Origin of the sequence: Streptomyces sp. NPDC006332, assembly GCF_040612855.1 — a bacterium.
Taxonomy (GTDB): Bacteria; Actinomycetota; Actinomycetes; order Streptomycetales; family Streptomycetaceae; genus Streptomyces.
Genome location: NZ_JBEXRA010000016.1, coordinates 104,402 through 122,317, shown reverse-complemented (window position 1 = coordinate 122,317; position 17,916 = coordinate 104,402). Strand labels below are relative to the sequence as shown.

Below are 17,916 nucleotides of genomic sequence, written 5' to 3'. Positions count from 1 at the left end.
GCCCCAATCCCCTTCCAGGAGCCGGCGGGAGCCGCGGGCGATGTCCCCGGCGGACAGCTCCAGGTCGCAGGAACGCACGAGGTACCCGCCGTCCAGACGGCTCCGGCTCGCCCTGACCACACGGGCGAAGCCGACTCCCCGGGGGCGACTCCCCGGAGGCACCGCCCTCCACCGGCCACGGCAACGTCCGGCCCCCCTATGCGTCGAAGTGATGCGGCAACTCGACGTGCTTTCCAGCAACTTGACCTAACAGGAGACGCTCCCATGAAACGACGTACGTTCCTTACGGCAACCACCGCGTCGCTGGCCGCCACCCAACTCGCCGCACCTGCCTCCGCCTCCGCCTCCCCCTCCGGCTCAACAGCCGGTCGCTACGAGGTCGTTGCCCGCTTCTGGGGTGCGATGCCGACGGGTGTCACCGTCTCGCGCCGCGGCCGCATCTTCGTCAACTTTCCCCGCTGGGGCGACGACGTCCCGTTCACCGTCGCCGAACTGCGCGGCGGGAAGCCGGTTGCCTACCCCGACGCCGAGGTGAACCGTCAGGACGCCTCAGACCTGGCCGGGCACTTCCAGTCGGTGCAGAGCGTCGTCGTTGATGGGGCCGACCGGCTGTGGATTCTCGACACCGGAAGCCCGGGGTTCGCCGGATCCTCCTACGGCGGTCCCAAGCTCGTGGCGGTCGACCTGCGCACCGACCGGATCGTAAGGAAGATCCTCTTCCCGCCCGAGGTGGTGCCGGCGAACAGCTACCCCAACGACGTGCGCTTCGACCTGCGGCGCGGCGCCGAGGGCATGGCCTTCATCACCGACTCGGGCGGCTCCAACGGCATTATCGTGGTCGACCTCGCCACCGGCCGCTCGTGGCGGCGATTGACCGGGCACCCCTCGGCACTCCCGGACAAGCAGTTCCTTCCGGTCATCGAGGGCGAGCCCTTCATGGTCCGCCCCGCGGGTGGCGAGCCCACGTACTACGAGACCGGCTCCGACGGCATCGCTCTGAGCGCCGACGGCACCCGCCTCTACTACTGCCCGCTCTCCAGCCGTCGACTGCACAGCGTGTCCACCGACGCCCTCGCCGACCCGGACGCCACGGACGCCGAGGTGGCGGCGACGGTCGAGGACCTCGGGTTCAAGCCGATGGCCGACGGCCTGGAGAGCGACGACAGGGGGCGGCTCTACGGCGGCGACCTGGAACACAACGCGATCTGGCGCAGGAGCCCGAACGGCACCTACCGGACCCTCGCCCAGGGACGCGACCTGCTCTGGGTCGACACCTTGTCCGTCGCCTCGGACCGGCACCTGTACGCCATCGCCAACCAGCTCAACCGGCTGTCGCCCTTCCACGAGGGCAAGGACCTGCGCCGCAAGCCCTACCTCCTGGTCCGCCTGCCCATCGGTGCTGGGCCGGTCAGGCTCGTGTGACCTCTCCGGCTCACGTCAGGTGGCCGCATGGTCGCTGGATCGGAGCGCACCCCAGCTGTGCAGCGGGCGACCCCGGCCCGGGCGCGGAACCGGTCGGGGCTGGGCTTGCCGGTGCAGTGCGCGGCGACGCGGTCGCGGGCGCATGAACCCGCACCGCCGGTGGAGTCTCGACGCGGCCCTGGCAGCGCCGTTCGACCGCATCGACCATGCGCATCTTCTCCGTCGGCTCGGCACATTCCCCGAGGAGCAGATCAAGCAGTGGCTGAAGCCGGGCGTGGCCGAGCGTGAACAGGTCACCTCGACCGAGGCGAGGGGGCCGCCTCGCCGCCGAGACCGCCCGCGCCATGCGATGCACGGTCTGCTCATCGGCGACACCGGACCAGGAGTTTGCAGGCGCGGCGCGAGGCGACGTCGCCTCGAAGGCACAGGAGAGGTAATGCAGCCAGGCAAGATGGAGCGGGTCGATCTGGGTGAGGTGCCGTATGAGGTGGCGCAGGCCGACATGGCCGGTTGGGTGGCCGAGCGGAAGCAGGGGCGAACCGGGGATCGGCTGTTTCTGCTCACTCACCCTCCCGTGATCACCTGCGCGGCGCGGACACCGGCCGACCAACTGCCAGAGCCGACTTCACCGATCAGCCTGGTCGAAGTCGACCGGGGAGGTCACGCCACCTACCACGGGCCAGGGCAGCTGATCGGGTATCTCGTGCTGAACGTACGCGAGCTGGGGCCACGCGGCTTGATACGGCGGATCGAACACGCCCTGATCCGTGCGCTGGGATCACTCGGATTCGACGCGATACGCCGGGACACACCCCGAGGCGCCGAGAGCCTGGTCGGCGTGTGGACCCCCGACCACCGCAAAATCGCCTCCATCGGCATGCGCATCAGCGGCGGCGTCACCAGCCACGGATTCGCGCTCAACGTCGATCCGGACCTCGACGTCTACACCACGTTCACGGCCTGCGCCCTGCCCGGTGTCCGGATGACCTCGTTGGCTCAACTCGCTGCCGAACTCGACCGGCCCACGCCCACGGAGGCGCAGGTGAGGGATGCTGTAGCCGATGCCGTAACAGCCGAGCTGGCGCCAACGCGCGCACTCTCCTGAGCCGGGGCGGGCGCTTGCGCGGTGGCTGCAGCTCAGTCTCCGGTCTCCGCCTCCCGTAGACCGGCGGCCACGGACCGAACCTGCCCGGCATTTCCCGCCACTGGCTGCTGGTGCGGAACCGTCGGATCACCCCTCGAACTGCTCACGCAGCCGCTCAGGGTACGGGTCGTGCTCGCCCATCGGCAGGAACGGCTCGATCAATTGCCACTGCTTGTCGGTGAGTTGCCTGCGCATCACGATCGCCTTCCTGCCGGATCCGCCTTCCTACCGGGTCCGGATCGGCAAGATTGATCACGACGTCCCACAGGCCCGCCACCGGAGAACTGGCCGTGAACGTCAGCTCCGCAGGGGGTCGGTGTCCGTCCACCGACCGGGCAGAGCACGGTATCGGCTTCGTCCGGGAGCGAGTCGCTCCACTCGCGGCTCGAAGCGTCCCACGACAGGGGCGGCGTCGGCACGCGGCTTCCTGGCGCTGCTGGGATATGGGCCAGCGCCTCGACTTGGAATTGTAAACTGATCGGTTTACGATGAGTCTGAAACCGACCGGTTTCATCAGTCGGAGTCCCGGCGGGGTGCCGCATCCCCGGTTCCGCGTCGACGGCCGTGTGTGCCGAGATTGAACGTTCCGAGGGTCGCCGGACCGCAATGGAGCCGTCCGCCCTTCTTCGGATATGAGTGTGTTGTCCGAGACCGGAGTAAGTCATGAGTGGGATTCACCCGTTCCGCGTCCTGCGTGCCAAACCCCTGTGGATCGCCAACGGCGCCATCACAGGCGTCCTCGCGCTGCTGTTCACCGTGTTCTATGTCGGGGCCAACATCGATCCCGTCGATCACATGAAGAATCTGCCCGTCGGCCTGGTCAACGCCGACAAGGGGGCCGCTGCCGGTGGCAAGCAGGTCAACCTGGGGGCTGGGATCACCGAGTCGATCAAGAAGTCCACCGCGAGCGGGGACAAGATCGACTGGAAGGTGATGGATGAGAAGGAGATGAAGGAGGAACTCGGCAAGGGCAAGCTGTATGGCGCGCTCGTCGTCCCTGCCGACTTCACCTCCGCCACCACCGCACTCACTGGCGCCGCGACCACCGGGACCCCGACCCGCCCGACGCTGACGGTGCTGACCAACCAGTCCGCCGGCAGCGTGGGCTCCAGCCTGGCCCGGACGGCGACGACGCAGGCGGCCGAAAGCGCCTCGCTCCAGGTGGGCAAGGAACTCACGTCCCAGGGCGGGACCGGGCAGGCGAAGCTGCCCACCGCAGCACGCGTCCTGCTGGCCGACCCGGCCGCCGTCACGGTGAAGGACGGCCATCCCCTCGGCTCGCACAGCGGCCTGGGTCTGACGGCCTTCTACTACGCGCTCGTCCTCGTGGTCTGCGGCATGCTCTCCGCCAACGTCATCAGCGGCCAGGTCGACCACGCCCTCGGCTACACCCACAACGACATGGGCCCGCTGCGCCTGCACCGCCCGCTCATCCGGGCGACCCGGGTGCAGACCCTCGCCATCAGCAGCACCCTCATGGCCGGTCTGTCCCTTCTGATGGGGAGCCTGGTCATGGTGGGCGCGGTCGGCCTCATGGGGATGCACGCCGCCCATCTGCCACTGCTGTGGCTGTACTCGGTGTGCGCCATCGCTGTCTCCGGGATCGGTGCGCTCACCCTGCTCGCCGTGTTCGGCACGCCCGGCATGCTGGTGGTCACTCTGGTCTTCATCGGAATGGCGGTGCCGACGGCCAACGCCACCACGCCGCTTCAGGCACTGCCCGGCTTCTACCGCTTCCTGGCGGAGTTCGAGCCGCTGCGGCAGATCACCGGCGGCATCCGCTCGATCCTCTACTACGACGCCCAGGCCGACGCCGGCCTGACCCGGGGCTGGGTCATGATGGCCGTCGGCCTCGCGGCGGCCGCCCTTTTCGGCTTCGGCATGACCAGCTGGTACGACCGCAAGGGGCTGCACCGCGTCCCCACCGAGACGGAGCCCGAGAAGGCCGCTGCCCCGGCGTAGCGGAAGGCCGCTCACTCAAGACGGGGCCATTACTCGGCGTGGCCCCGGTGTGCGTCGCCCCCGTGGGGACGAGAGGCGCGTGCACCATCAGGGCTCGGCGACTGTCTCTCCCCCAAGGTCGTGGTCGAGCCTCTGAGGGGCCTTCAGGTGCCCGCCCGGCGGCGGGCGCCTCCCCGACACCCTGGAAACCGATCGGTTTCTATTTCGTCCGATTCGAGTTAACCTCACGGTATGACTACCGAAGTGAAGCAAAGCTCCCGGGAGCGGCTGCTGGAGGCAGCAGCCACGCTCACCTACCGCGACGGCGTCAACATCGGCGTCGAGGCGCTGTGCAAGGCGGCGGGGGTGTCGAAGCGCTCCATGTACCAGCTGTTCGAGAGCAAGGACGAACTGCTGGCGGCGAGCCTGAAGGAGCGTGCTGCCGCCTTCGTGGCGAGGGCCCTGCCCCCGGCGGATGATGGCCGTTCCCCCCGCGAGCGGATCCTGTACGTCTTCGAGCGGGTGGAGTCGCAGGCGGTCGCGCCCGACTTCCAAGGCTGCCGGTACCTGGCTGTGCAGATCGAGCTCAAGGATCAGACCCACCCCGCGAGCCGGGTGGCTCACCAGATCAAAGCGAACCTGACGGCCTTTTTCCGTTCCGAGGCCGAACGGGGTGGGGCGAGCGATCCCGACCTGCTGGCCCGGCAGCTCATCCTGGTCTTCGACGGCGCCAGCGCCCGCGCGGGGATCGGCGCCGACAATCTGACCGGGCTCATCGCGCCCACTGTGACCACCCTGCTCGATGCGGCAGACATGCACTGATACCGCCCCGACTTCGAGCAGGGTCGGCGACCAAAGTGCTCTTTCGGGTTGCTGCCCGACTCCGGCAGCCGAAGCGGCGCCCATGACCTCACGCCCCTGCTCCCCTGCAATCGGAGGGAAGCCCAATGAATGCAGTTACTTCTCCCTCTTCCAGGACATCACCACCCCAGCACCGTCGCAAATCCTGCGAGAAGAGGCGTTCGGGGAAGCTGGTGGCCGCGTAGCGGGCGTGGGAGATCAGCGGCGGTACCGCTGGTCCCACGCCCGACTCCGCTGGAGACAGATTGTCTTCCCGACCTGCGGCTCAGGTGGCGTCGCTGACCGTCTTCACGGCCGCGCTCTCGCGGATCGTGCTCCCGGCGTAGCGCTTACCGACGGTCTCGGCGGTCGGCTTGCTGCCCGAAGAGAACACCACCTTCTCCTTTCCGTCGGTGGTGACGACGACCTCGTACCGGGTCTTGCCCTTCTGGCAGTTGCAAGGCATTTCAGATCACTCCGTTCTGTGCGGCGAGGGCGGCCATGGCTTCGATCTCGGCGCGGCGTTCGTCCTGGCGCATCGTCCTGCCGGTGGTTCCGGTCCCATAAGAAGCACCGGAGATCCACACGGGCGGACATGGGCGATTTCATCTCGCACCGGGTGATCCTCAGCGCTACGTCCGTTGAGCCGCCACAGTCGTGGGATTGATCGTCACCCTCCGGTCTTCGTTTCCCTCCCAACGCACCAGCGACCGGGGCGCCTGCATGCGGCGTCGCGGCGCTCGGCGACAGGCGACAGGCGACACAAGGAGGGCCGTCGCAGGGGCCGGATCATCCCGCGACTCTTATACGTGGGCTCCAGCTCACGCAGAATGCGTGACCCGTCCGATGGGGCCGCGCGCAGGCCCCCGCGGACTGGGCCTCTCGTCGCGAGGTCGCGTCGCCACAAAGGTCGTCGGGGCCGTCGGGCCTGACGTCCCTGTCGTGCGCGCCTCGCCGACCTGCCCGCCGTACCTGGGCTGTCCTTGCGCCGCCGGCAGTTGGCCGCCCTTGGCCGCCGACCCCAGGCCGGCTCGGAACGCGCGGCCGAGTACGTCGGCAACACCGAGCCGTACGGGCACGCCACTCCTCACGTCACTCCGCTGACCCCGCCTGAGATCCAGCCAGGCCACGTCGATCACTGTCAGGGGGCTCGCGACATCGCCGGCCTGCGCCCGGCGAGTACGGACTTCGCCGATGGACACGAGGCCAGCCAGCCCCTGAAGCCTGAGTTCCGACCGACTTGCATCACAAAACCGATCGGTTTACGGTGAGGTGAAACCGATCGGTTTTTATCTTCGTGGAGGTAGTCATGACAGCAATCAAGGGCGCCGGCGTCTTCGTCACCGGAGGCAGCCGTGGCATCGGCAAGATGCTGGTCGAGGAGCTCTATGCGCGTGGGGCCGGCAAGGTCTATGCCACGGCCCGTGACCCGCGCACGGTGACCCACCCCGATGCCGTTCCGCTGGCGCTCGAGGCCACCGACCCGGCATCCGTGGCCGCCGCCGCCGAGCAGGCCCAGGACGTCACCATCCTGATCAACAACGCCGGGGCGTCCGTCCGTGCTTCGTACCTCAACTCCCCGATGGAGGAGGTGCGTCGGGATCTGGAGACCAACTTCTACGGGCCGCTGTTGGTCACCCGGGCCTTCGTGCCGATCATCGAGCGCAACGGCGGCGGCCACATCCTCAACGCCCACTCCGCTCTGTCCTGGCTGGCCGACGGCACGCCCTACGGCGCCTCCAAGGCCGCCCTGTGGTCGCAGACCAACTCCCTGCGCCTGGAGCTGCAGCCGCGCGGCATCGCGGTGACCGGGCTCCACATGGCCTACGTGGACACCGACATGACCTCGGGCGTCGACGCGCCCAAGGCCGACCCCCGCGACATCGCCGTGGCCGCACTCGACGGCATCGAGGAGGGAGCGCACGAGGTGCTCGCCGACGACACCACCCGCTGGGTCAAGTCCCAGCTGTCCGCCGACCTGGAAGCCATGTACGCCCAGTTGAAGAAGTGACACCACCCGCGTTTTCCAGGGAACCCCGTGTGGACAGCTCGCCCGCTTCGTCGATGTGAACGGGGTCCTGCTGCCCATCGCCGAACAGGGGCGGGGCCGCTGGTCCTGCTGCTGCACGGCTGGCCGGAGAGCTGGTACTCCTGGCGTCACCAGTTCGGGGCGCTGACGTCGGCCGGGTACCGGGGTCGTCGTCCCCGGCCGGCGCGTCTACGCCGGGAGTCACCCGCTCTCCCGGCATGGCCGACGCAGGACGACAACCGGGCGTACGCGGAGGACTTCGTCCTGCATGGCGAGCGGGCGTTCACCGGGGCCTTCGACTGGTGCCGGAACACAGAACGCAACAACGAACTGCTCGCACCCTTCCGGGGTCTCGGGATCGACGTTCCTGCGCTGGATGTGGTGGGAGACCGCGACATGGTCACCGGGCTGCGTCCCCCGGGCGGGGGCAGCTGGCAGAGCGAGATTTTCCGTGGCCAGGGCGGGTCGGACAACCCGCCGACCGCTGCCGCGACTCAACTGCACGACCCAGCGGCGTTGCCGGGGCGCGATTACTGGACACAGCAGGAGCGTCCCGCCGAGGTCAACGCCACACTCCTTGACTTCCTCAACCGCAACGACGGCTCCGCGTCCCGATGGCGGTACGCGGCGCCAGCCTCGTGGCTTTCTCAACAACTGACTCCCCCCACCAGACAGAGGACACATTGATGCCAGAGCGCAACCCCATCCTGATCACCGGTGCAGCCGGCGAAGTCGGCGGTGTGAGCCGGACGATGGTCGACATGCTGCTCGAACAAGGGCACCCGGTGCGCGCGTTCGTGCGCCAGGACGACGAGCGCGCGCATGCGCTTCGCCAGGCCGGGGCCGAGGTGTTCGTCGGTGACCTGCTCACCATCGCCGACGTGACCGCAGCGCTGAAGGGCGTCCGGCGCATCTACTTCAGCATGAGCCTGTCGCCGTACTACACCGACGCCGTCAGCCTGATGGCCGCCGCGGCACGGGCCCAGGGCGACATCGAGGTCTTCGTCAACATCTCCGAGTACGAGCAGTCGTTCATGACGTTCGACAAGATGACCGCGCCGGAGGAAGAGCGGCGTGCGTGGCTCGGCGAACTCGTCGCCAACTGGTCGCCGCAGCAGCGGGCCCACTGGGTCGCCGAGCAGGTGCTGGAGTGGTCCGGCCTCCCGACCGTCAACATCCGGGCGGCCATGTTCGTCGAGAACCCCCTGATGACCTGGCTGGTGCTGGAGCCGCTGAGCAGGGGTGAACTGCGCCTGCCCTTCGGCCCCCACCGGCTCGCGCCCATCGCGGGTTACGACGTGGCGGAGCTGTGCGCGAGGATCCTGGCCGATCCGGAACCGCACATCTCGAAGTCCTACGAGCTCAACGGCCCGGAGCTGAAGGACATGCACGGCTTCGCGGAGGACTTCTCCGCCGTGCTGGGACGCCCGGTCACCTACGTCCCCATAGAGGTCGAGACCTGGAACGAGACCTACATCGACACCGCCGACGCCCTGGCCGCGGTCCCGCACACCATCGAGCATCTGAAGACCCTGACCCGGCTGATGGGCGGCGGAGGCTACCGCGGCACCACCGACCAGCTGGAAACCCTCCTCGGACGCCCCCCCGAAGACCCTCCGCTGGGCGCTGGAGAACCATCCGCTCATCCAGAAGCTGGCATCCGCCTGAACCACTGAATAATCCGGGCCCCCTCTCACTCCCGGATTCCACCCTTTTTTGCGATGGCTCAAGGCAGGAGTGACATGCTGCCGCTGGCCCGTGAGCCTGATGTGGTCTGCGCGGAAGGCTCGCAGACTTCATACATGTGCGGGCGCTGTCGGGTACGTTTGGTGACCTTGAGTCTTCTCGCGCTTCGTCGTGGCGCCCGTGCTGGATCGGTGCTGGATGCGCGGGCGTTTCGGCAGGTCAAAGCCTTATGGTGGAGTTCCGCTTCAGTGTATGAATTCCACCACGTCGTTGACCTGGGGAAATGGGATCCACGCGTGAAATACGGCTGGTGATCCCAGGTTGGTTTAGCCCGAGGCCGACTCTTCACTGTCGCCCTCTGTGGCGGCCTCGAAGCCGAGGCCGTCACAGACGAGATCCCAGGGGTGCTGGTTGGCCAGCCAGAAGCTCGTCGGCAACCATCAGCAGCACTTCAGGGAACTGCGCGGCAAGGGCATTGGCTGCCACCTCCCATGAGCCGAGCCGCAACGCCTGCATGATCAGGGAAGAGGCTCGATCTGCCTGGGCTTGGCGTGACACGGCCACCAATGCCCCTGCCCGCTCTCGCGGGTTGATGATGGCCCGGGTCAGCGCCTCAGCGCGGTCGACGTCCCCAGCCTGAGCAACCGCCGCCGCCACCCGTGCTCGCACCGGTGTTCCCGCGACCCGTGTTCGTACCCGCGGCTTTGCAACAGCCGCCTCGGCCTCCCGGGTGAGCGCCTCGGCGCGCCCGGCGTTGCCAGCCCGAGCGAGAGCCACAGCTACCGTCTCCAACGCTCGCACCTTCACTCCCCGGTCTGAGATGGCCAACGCATCGGCCTCGGCTTCCCGGGTCAGGGCCTCGGCGCGGTCGGCGTCACCAGCCCGAGCCACAGTCGACGCCACCGCCATGAATGCGCGCACTCGTGGTCCTGGCTCGGTGATGGTGCGGGCAAGGGCTTCCGCGCGGTCTGCGTCCTCGGCTCGTGCTGCTATCGCCGCTGACGCCCGCACCGATGCCTGCACCGACGCCCGCTCATAAGGGTTGGTGATGGTCTGGGCGAGCTCCTCAGCGAGGTCAATGTCCCCGGCTCGTCCCACGGCCTTCACTACAGCCGATAGCGCCATATCTCGTGGCTTCGGGCTCGTGACGGTCCGGGCTGCCGCCCCGGCCTCGGCCAAGAGTGGCCCGGCGCGATCGACGTCCCCAACCCGAGCCACAGCAGCCAACGTTGACGCCCTCTGATGCGGAGCGGAAATGCTGCGAGCAAGCGTCTCAGCTCGCTCAGTGTCCCCGCACCGGGCCATCACTAACGCCACGGCGGCTGTGACCTTCACTTGCTCCGGCAGGTCGCTGATGTCGCGTGCGGCGGCCTCGTGGGCGAGGGCTGCCGCGCGGTCAACGTCCCCGGCCCGAGCTGCAGCCTCTGCCACGGCCACCAACGCCTGTATCCGCAAGCCCGGTTCCGTGATCGTGCGGACGACAGCCTCGGCACGCTCGGCGTCCCCAGCACGAGCTGCCGCCTCTGCCACGGCCACCAACGCCTGTATCCGCAAACCTGGTTCCGTGATCCTGCGAGCGAGAGCTTCGGCGCGCGTGGAGTCCGCTGCCTTGGCCACTGCCTCCACGACTGCCATTAGCTCAGAGGGGTCGCTAATGCTGCGGGCCGTGGCCTCAGCTTCGTGGGCGAGGGCTTCTGCTCGGTCAACGTCCCTGGCCCGAACTGCCGCCTCCGCCACCGCCACCAACGCCGACGCTCTGCGGGACGAGTCGGTGTTGGCCCTGGCTTCGGCCTCGGCCCGATCAAGAATTTCAGGGGCCCCCGAAGCTGCGTCCGCCGCCTGGTACACGTGTGTGCTGGCATGGTCCGAGACCTCGTGACGGTCGGCATCTGCAATTCGAACCGACGCCACCGCCCCTAGCGCCCGCGCCCGCTCCTGCCGATTGGTGATGGTCTGGGCGAGGGCCTCAGCGAGGTCAACGTACCCGGCTCGAGCCACGGCCTTTGCCACCGCTGTTGATGCTCGCGCTCGCGCTTTTGGATTGGCAATGGCCTGTGCCACGGCCGCGGCCTCGCGGACCAGGGCATCAGCATGGGGGACATTCCCCAGCTGCACTGCCGACTCCGCCACCATCGACAATGCCAAGGCCCGCTCAAATGGGCTGATGATGGTGCGGGCCACTGCCGCGGCCTCGTATGCAAGGGCCTCACCAAAGGGGGCGACCTGGTGCGCTCCTCGCGCCCGGTTTAGGGCACTTCGCTGGCCCTGCGCCCCGATGAGGGCATCCAGCGCCCGAACCCGGCTACCTGGATCTGGGATGGACCGGGCCAGCGCCTCGGCGCGCAGGGGACGGCCGAGGAAGGCCCAAACAGCGGGCAGGCCGACGGGGATGTGGGTGTTGCGTTGGGCAAGTCTGTCGCGGCAGACCGCCAAACGGGTCATGGCCGGCAAGTGATCTGGCTTTCCGCGATCAAGGATCGCGTCCTGCGTGGTGATGATCTCGGTTAGCGCGATCGAATCGCCGCCGCTCACGTCCAGCATTCGGTCGTGGCGGGTCTTGTCGAGAGCGCAGGAGATCATCCTGGGCAGGTCTCCGACAGCATGCAGCATGCGAAAGTAGCCGCGCATTAGATACTCGGGAGACTCGCCGGGCCAGTTATTGAAGCGGTACTGGTCAGCCCAGGCATGCAGCCGTTGCCGGTACTGCGCCAAGCGCGCGTCCCTCAGGAACCTTACGGCGGTTTGCTGAAGTTCCTCGTGGCCGAGCATGTAGACGTCATTCGCAAGCCCGGTCCGGTCAGAGGCCGGCCGACGGGCGAACGTCCGTCCAGTCACGGCGTGCAGGGCTTCCTCCACCTCCCATGGCTCAAAACGCGTCAGTTCAGCCAGATCCCTGCTGCTGAGACCGCCACCAGCTGCGGTAACCAGGCCCAGCAGGTCTTGTTCCGCCGCCGTGCCGCGCAGCAGCCGTTTCAGCTCCCGGTCCGCGTCATGCCGTACGACCTGCGCGTGCGGGGACACCGTAAGGATCCTTTCGACTGCCGGATCGTGCAGCGGGTGCCCTGCGGGCACATCCGAGGGAACTGGCGGGTGATGGCGCCCCGCCACGACAACGCGCATACCGGCCGGGGGTTGGGCTGGCAGCAGCGCGGCGATACTGTGGGCGGCTGCTCCGCTGTCCTCGTCGAGGCCGTCTACGACGAGTACGAGGCGTTGTCCCTGGTCATTGCAGGACACAGCTACGGCATCGAGTAACTGCCACAGGTGTGCGGCACGGGTGGCGGCGGTCATGAAAGGCGATATGGGCTCGCCGAGGAGGGACGCCAGCTGTTCGATGACCACGTCCAGGAACGCCTCGCGATCGTTCTGCGCAGCGAGACGGGCCGTGATGAAGAACGAGACGATACGTGTCCCGGGCGGTGGGTGCAGAACGAACCAAGACAGCAGAGCGGATTTTCCCGCCCACGCCTCGGCGCGCCACCACTGGTAGTCGCCGGCACCGGGCCGGGTGCAGAAGTCAGCGAGTTCGGCCAGTTCCTCCTCCCGGCCATTCAGAGCCTCGGGAGCGATTGCCTTCACCTGGTACAGGTACGCCGAACGTGCCGCCGGGACCGCGGGCGCGGTCACGTTGACCTGGACGTTGCCGTCGCCGATCTGCACGCCCCTGGCCCCGCGGAGGTCTGCTTCAGAGCCGAGTTCGTCCGTGGCCACCTGTGCGGCCCGTCAGTTGAACGTATTGGTCTGGGTGTTGTGGGTCCCGATCATGACGCCCTTGGCCCCACGGGCATCCACGACACGCGGCCCGCCGTGCGGGCTGAAGCCACCCAGGTCCTGGAGCAAGGACCGTGCGGCGGCCAGGATTTCCTCGTCCTGGTCGACGCCGGACACCGACAGAAGCTCGCCCAGCCGGTCCTGCCACATGACGGGCTCGGCCTCGCTGGCCTCCAGGATCCCAACGCCATCCGCGCTGCCAGTCGCAAGACGCCGTCGCACCGACTCACGCAACCCGGCGTAAGTGTCCTGAATCGCACTGCTTGTAGTGTCCGTGAGGCCCGCCGCAGCACCCGCGGCCAGCGCGGCGACCACCAGCTCCACCCCGTTCATACCTGCCCCTTTCGTCTGACCGAATCTATTCAACGTCACCCTGCTGCGCGGAGGGGACATGGGCTACAAGTTTCACATCAACTACTCCTCAGGGAACAGAAATCGGGCCTCCACCCATCGCCTTGGGTGACGCCCAAGCGCCGGATCCGGTGAACTGGGTCACCGCACGCGCGTCTATGAGGTTCGCTCGCTGGACAAGGCCGACCTGCTCAGACGGCACATTGCACCGCGGTGTCGGCTCACCGTCTATCTGCAAGCCCTGCTTCTCCGGCACCGACTGGCGCGGGCCGCGCTCCCGTGGTGCAGGTGCCAGGAAGCCGCCACAGCAGAGGGGCCCACCCCATGTGACAAGTCTCTGGGCGGGCCCTCCGAAGACGTGCAACGGTGCAACTCAGTGGTCGGTCAAGGTGCGAAGCACCCAGTGCCGCCCTCGGCGAAGGCGTCGATGCCGGTGCTGGCGGGGGCGGGGAAGATCTGATCGGTGAGGGTCACCTGTTCGCCGCACCTGTTCTGGGCGTAGACATCGACGGAGGAGGCGTCGACGAGGACGTGCAGGCTCAGCCGGCCGTCGTGCAGATCGAGCGGGGCGCGCTGGACGCCGGAGAAGGTGGGGTCGAAGTCGGTCGCGCCTCGCCGGCGGCCGACCAGGGCGCCCCACTTCGTCCGGGGCTGGCGACAGGGCTGGCCTCCCACACGCTTGTGTGACTTCTGAGTCAATGCGCCGATGCGGCAGGCGTGTGATGTGCTACCTCTCGTACGTAGACGGAGTCGGCTGCCAGTGGAACCACTGTGTCGAACGGGGGAGAGAAGTGGCATCTGTGGTGCTGGTGCACGGCATCTTCAATTACGTCCGCGGGATGCCGCCCGCAAAGGCAGCGGCGGTCAAGGCCGACGACTGCCGTGTGAAGCTCGCCGAGGGGATGGCCAAGGCCAGACTGGCGGCCGACGTACCAGAGTTGGTCATGGCGTACTACGCAGATCTTCTGTGCCCGGATGTGCCGGGAGAGACGCAGTCCTCCGACGCCGGCCTGAGCTTTGAGAACCTGACGGCACCTCAGCGGGAGCTGGCCGCGGAGTGGCTTGTGCAGGCTGGCGCTCCGGTGCCCGGGGAGTTGCAGAACGTCGCGCTGGCCCCCCTGCGACAGATGCTCGGCTGGCTGGTGGACGACCGCATCGGCCGGGTCGGGCAGCGGGTCAGGGAGCAGACCGTGCGGCGTCTGGAAAGAGTGATGGTCGCTCTACTGCGCGAGGTGGAGGCGTACACATCGTGGCCGGAGCGACGCGCACTGGTGCGGGAGCGTGTCGCCGAGACGATCCGGCGTGAACGTCCGCATGTGGTCGTTGCGCACTCGCTCGGTTCCGTCGTCGCGTACGAAACGCTTCACGCCCACCCGGAGCTGACCGCCCCTCAGTTCGTAACCCTTGGCTCGCCGCTGCGGCTGCCGTCGCTGGTGCGCCGCCTAGAGCCGGGCCTGCGCGGCGGGCGAGGGGCCAAACCCGCCGGAGTGGGCCACTGGACAAACTTCGCCGATGTCGGGGATCTGGTGGCGATCCCGCCGAAGCTGTCCGAAGTGTTCCCAGTGGATCAAGACGAGACATTCGACAACGGGCTGGGCTTTCACGGGCTCGGTGGTTACCTGGCGAATGGACTCACCGGCCTAGCCATCATTCCCTACCTTTCCTGACCGGATATCACACGTCGCCTCTCGTGACCGACATCGGTTTCGGCAGGGGCGCGGCTCCGTGCCGGATTGCAGGTAAGCAACGCGGGGAGGGCGCAGGATAGTGGTGAGGGCACTGTTGGCGGGCGCGGGTGCGTTTCCCGAGCCTGACGAGAGCGAGAAGGCTCAGGCCAGCGGCATTCTGCAGCTCCGTCCGCTGCCTTCAGTCGAGACGGCAGTGCGCACGCTGGCTTCGACTCTGCACCGTGCAGGGGTCAGCACCGGCGGTGACCCGCTGCTGGAGGCCGACCAGAGCACGCTCCTCGACCATTGGCGCAGGCTGCGGCAGAGCACCGATGGTGAGCCGCTGATCTTGCACTTCGCAGGCCACGGGATCCGGGGCGCCAACGGCGGCCTGTATCTGTGTACGGCCGGCGCCGACGCGCGAGACGAGTTCCTCGACGACACCTGTGTCGCCTTCGACAGGCTGTTGTCCATGGCGGAGAACGGAGGGCGGCTGGTTCTGTTCCTGCTCGATGTGTGCGGGGCCGGACAGGCCGTTGTTCAGCAGCAGCTGCAGGACCTGGCCGCCTGTCGCCCGCAAGACGGCGTGCGCAACGCTTGGATCATCGGGGCGTGCACGAACGATACTGATACCTACGGCGCTCGCTTCACCACTGCCACCGCCACGGTGGTGAACCGGCTCGCCGACGGTGCCCTAGACCTCACGCCCACCCTGGAATACCTGCCAGTCGACACCCTTGCGGCCGCCATCAACCGCGAGCTCGCCCGCGCCGACATCGCTGCGGGCCGCCACCATCAGACAATCGTCCGCACCCCCCAACTCGAAGCCGCCCCCGAACCCCAGCCCTTCCTGCGGAATCCCGCTCACACCGGTGATCCTCGCACCGCTCTGCTGGAGGGTATGGATCCCCGCCTACGTGAATTCGCCCATGCCTGCTCGCCCGGCTTGGATCCGCTGCATTTCGCGACCCGCGCCGCCGGCAATTCCCAGGCCGACGTCGTCCACTTCTCCGGACGAGCCAGCGCACTCGGCTTCATTCAGAACTGGATCAACAACCCTGCCGACCAGAGCGATACCGACGACCAGCCCGCTGACGGCGGGCGTCGGCTGCTGATGGTCACCGGAGGTGCCGGCAGCGGCAAGTCCGCCTTGCTCGGCGTCACCGCATGCCTCACGCACCCGGAGCTCGCCCCCCTGCGTCGCCGCGTCCGTAATGCCGTGCGTGGCTTCCGGCCTGCCCTGGCCGGGCCCGTCCTGGCAGTCCACGCCCGTCAGCTCAGCATCCAGCAGATCACCGATTCCCTGCACCATCAGCTCCACCAGCAGGTCTCCCGCACCGACGACCGGCCTGGCTGGGAACCCTCCGGCCGCGTGAGGACAGCAGAGCTGTTGCAGGAACTCAAGAGGGCGGGCGACACGCTGGTGATCCTTGACGCCCTCGACGAAGCGATCGACCCCGCCCAAGTCGTGAGCGAACTTCTCATGCCGCTTGCCAACGAGTCTTCCCAGGGGCCGGGGCCTCGAGTTCTCCTCGGTACCCGTCGGTGGTGGAGGACTGAGTACTTTTTCCGGGACGGCTACGGCTACCAGCTGCCCTCCCTGTACAGATACACACGCGAGCACCCTGAGGCGGTGCTGGATCTCGACCCGAAGACTGACGACGATCGCCGCGTTCTGGCCGACGACCTGCACACCTACCTCGACCTCACCCTCGACACGCATTACCCCCCGGAGCGCGTCCGCGACATCGCCGAACAGATCGCTCGCTACACCGACAGCGGCGTCTTCCTCGTCGCCACCCTCTACGCCGACCACCTCCTCACCTCGACCGGCGACGACACGGCCCCGCCACCCGGCAGCATCACCGAAGTCTTCGAACTCCACCGCGCCACCCTCGCCCGCACGGACTTCTGGATCGATCCCGTCCTGACCGTCCTGGGCCACGCTCGCGGCCAAGGAATGCCTCTCGACCTGATCCACACCGCCGCTCTCGCCCACCAGCCTCCCGATCGCGGCCAGCCCACGCCCCAGCTCACTGACACCAAGCGCGCTCTGGCCAAGGCCGCGTTCTACCTACGCACCGCGCCCGACGCCGAACAGCGCCTGCTCTACCGCTACTTCCATCAAGCGCTCACCGACCATACGGCGCCTCTCACCGACCCGGCCGTCCTCTACTCCGCGCTCCTCGCAACCGTGCCGACCGCTGCTGACGGCGGCCGTGACTGGGAACACGCACCCCCCTATCTGCTCCATCACATCGCCGAACACGCTGCCACCGTCGGCAACGGAGCCGTTGATCACCTCTTGGAAGACCCCTCATTCCTGGTCCACGCCGACCCCGACATCCTCGTCCCCCATCTGCCTGAAGCGAACACAGAACGAGCTGTCCTCCACGCCCACATTTACCGTGTTGCCGCAGCCCGCCTTCCCAAAGGCCATGCCACCGCCACACGCCGCTTCCTCCTAGCCTGGTACGCTGCCAAGCTGAGGCCCAGCCTGGCCCGCGCGATTGCTGCGGTTCCACTCAATGGCCGGCCGCCCCTGGCACTGCACCTGTCGACAACACAGCACAATGCTCGGCGAGTCCCTGCTTATGTGCACAGCCCCACGGGCCACACCCAGTGGGTGAGAGCGGTGAGCAGCATCCTCTTGTCCGACGGGACGCCGCTTGCCATCACCACCAGCAGCGACAGGAGCATGATCTTCTGGAATCTGCGTACCGGCGCCCACCGTCCTGTCATCACCGGCCACAGCGGTGAGGTGAATGGAGTGACCGGTGCCGCCCTGCCGGACGGGACGCCCGTCGCCGTCACGGCCAGCTACGACAAGACCGCCATCGTGTGGGACCTGGAAACTGGCGCTCCCCGCCACGCCCTCACGGGCCACAAAGACGTAGTGCGGGCGGTCAGCGGCGCCCGACTCGCGGACGGGACGCCCGTCGCCGTCACGGCCAGCTACGACAAGACCGCCATCGTGTGGGACCTGGAAACCGGCACCCCCCGCCACACCCTCACCGGCCACAAAGACGTAGTGCGGGCGGTCAGCGGCGCCCAACTCGCGGACG

General features: G+C 67.9%; 12 protein-coding genes and 2 pseudogenes. 10 read left to right on the top strand and 4 right to left on the bottom strand.

The window, feature by feature from the left end:
- Positions 1 to 264: 264 nt before the first annotated feature.
- From ABZ027_RS17210 to ABZ027_RS17195, 4 genes are all read left to right on the top strand, one after another.
- Positions 265 to 1,422: an L-dopachrome tautomerase-related protein gene (locus ABZ027_RS17210; RefSeq protein WP_356768985.1), complete on the top strand. Its 1,158-nt coding sequence runs from the start codon at positions 265 to 267 to the stop codon at positions 1,420 to 1,422.
- A 142-nt stretch (positions 1,423 to 1,564) separates the two neighbouring features.
- The gene (gene lipB, locus ABZ027_RS17205) at positions 1,565 to 2,527 is read left to right on the top strand and encodes a lipoyl(octanoyl) transferase LipB (RefSeq protein ID WP_356768983.1); all 963 of its coding nucleotides are present in this window, start codon (positions 1,565 to 1,567) and stop codon (positions 2,525 to 2,527) included.
- Between the two features lie 702 nt (positions 2,528 to 3,229).
- Complete coding sequence (locus ABZ027_RS17200) at positions 3,230 to 4,528, top strand: SNG1 family protein (protein WP_356768981.1); 1,299 nt, start codon at positions 3,230 to 3,232, stop codon at positions 4,526 to 4,528.
- Positions 4,529 to 4,759: 231 nt separating this feature from the next.
- The gene (locus ABZ027_RS17195) at positions 4,760 to 5,329 is read left to right on the top strand and encodes a TetR/AcrR family transcriptional regulator (protein WP_356768979.1); all 570 of its coding nucleotides are present in this window, start codon (positions 4,760 to 4,762) and stop codon (positions 5,327 to 5,329) included.
- Between the two features lie 304 nt (positions 5,330 to 5,633).
- Here ABZ027_RS17195 and ABZ027_RS17190 read toward each other — a convergent pair whose 3' ends face one another.
- Positions 5,634 to 5,813: a hypothetical protein gene (locus ABZ027_RS17190; protein ID WP_356768977.1), complete on the bottom strand. Its 180-nt coding sequence runs from the start codon at positions 5,811 to 5,813 to the stop codon at positions 5,634 to 5,636.
- Between the two features lie 843 nt (positions 5,814 to 6,656).
- Between ABZ027_RS17190 and ABZ027_RS17185 the strand changes: the two genes are divergently transcribed.
- The 4 genes and pseudogenes from ABZ027_RS17185 (at position 6,657) to ABZ027_RS17170 (ending at position 9,376) form a co-directional block, all read left to right on the top strand.
- On the top strand, positions 6,657 to 7,358 hold the full coding sequence (locus ABZ027_RS17185) for an SDR family oxidoreductase (protein ID WP_356768975.1): 702 nt from the start codon (positions 6,657 to 6,659) through the stop codon (positions 7,356 to 7,358).
- Between the two features lie 55 nt (positions 7,359 to 7,413).
- Positions 7,414 to 7,964, top strand: a pseudogene (locus ABZ027_RS17180) (alpha/beta hydrolase); the annotation flags it as partial.
- A 98-nt stretch (positions 7,965 to 8,062) separates the two neighbouring features.
- Positions 8,063 to 9,052 (top strand): NmrA family NAD(P)-binding protein, encoded by a 990-nt coding sequence (locus tag ABZ027_RS17175; protein ID WP_356768973.1) that lies wholly within the window; start codon positions 8,063 to 8,065, stop codon positions 9,050 to 9,052.
- Positions 9,053 to 9,118: 66 nt separating this feature from the next.
- The gene (locus ABZ027_RS17170) at positions 9,119 to 9,376 is read left to right on the top strand and encodes a hypothetical protein (RefSeq protein WP_356768971.1); all 258 of its coding nucleotides are present in this window, start codon (positions 9,119 to 9,121) and stop codon (positions 9,374 to 9,376) included.
- A gap of 70 nt (positions 9,377 to 9,446) precedes the next feature.
- Here ABZ027_RS17170 and ABZ027_RS17165 read toward each other — a convergent pair whose 3' ends face one another.
- The 3 genes from ABZ027_RS17165 to ABZ027_RS17155 form a co-directional block, all read right to left on the bottom strand.
- Positions 9,447 to 12,722: a hypothetical protein gene (locus tag ABZ027_RS17165; RefSeq protein WP_356768969.1), complete on the bottom strand. Its 3,276-nt coding sequence runs from the start codon at positions 12,720 to 12,722 to the stop codon at positions 9,447 to 9,449.
- Between the two features lie 63 nt (positions 12,723 to 12,785).
- Complete coding sequence (locus ABZ027_RS17160; protein ID WP_356768967.1) at positions 12,786 to 13,166, bottom strand: hypothetical protein; 381 nt, start codon at positions 13,164 to 13,166, stop codon at positions 12,786 to 12,788.
- 402 nt (positions 13,167 to 13,568) lie between these two features.
- Positions 13,569 to 13,859: a GH32 C-terminal domain-containing protein gene (locus ABZ027_RS17155; RefSeq protein ID WP_356768966.1), complete on the bottom strand. Its 291-nt coding sequence runs from the start codon at positions 13,857 to 13,859 to the stop codon at positions 13,569 to 13,571.
- 125 nt (positions 13,860 to 13,984) lie between these two features.
- Between ABZ027_RS17155 and ABZ027_RS17150 the strand changes: the two genes are divergently transcribed.
- The gene (locus tag ABZ027_RS17150; protein ID WP_356768964.1) at positions 13,985 to 14,851 is read left to right on the top strand and encodes a hypothetical protein; all 867 of its coding nucleotides are present in this window, start codon (positions 13,985 to 13,987) and stop codon (positions 14,849 to 14,851) included.
- Between the two features lie 103 nt (positions 14,852 to 14,954).
- A pseudogene (locus ABZ027_RS17145) lies at positions 14,955 to 17,916 on the top strand (hypothetical protein); the annotation flags it as partial.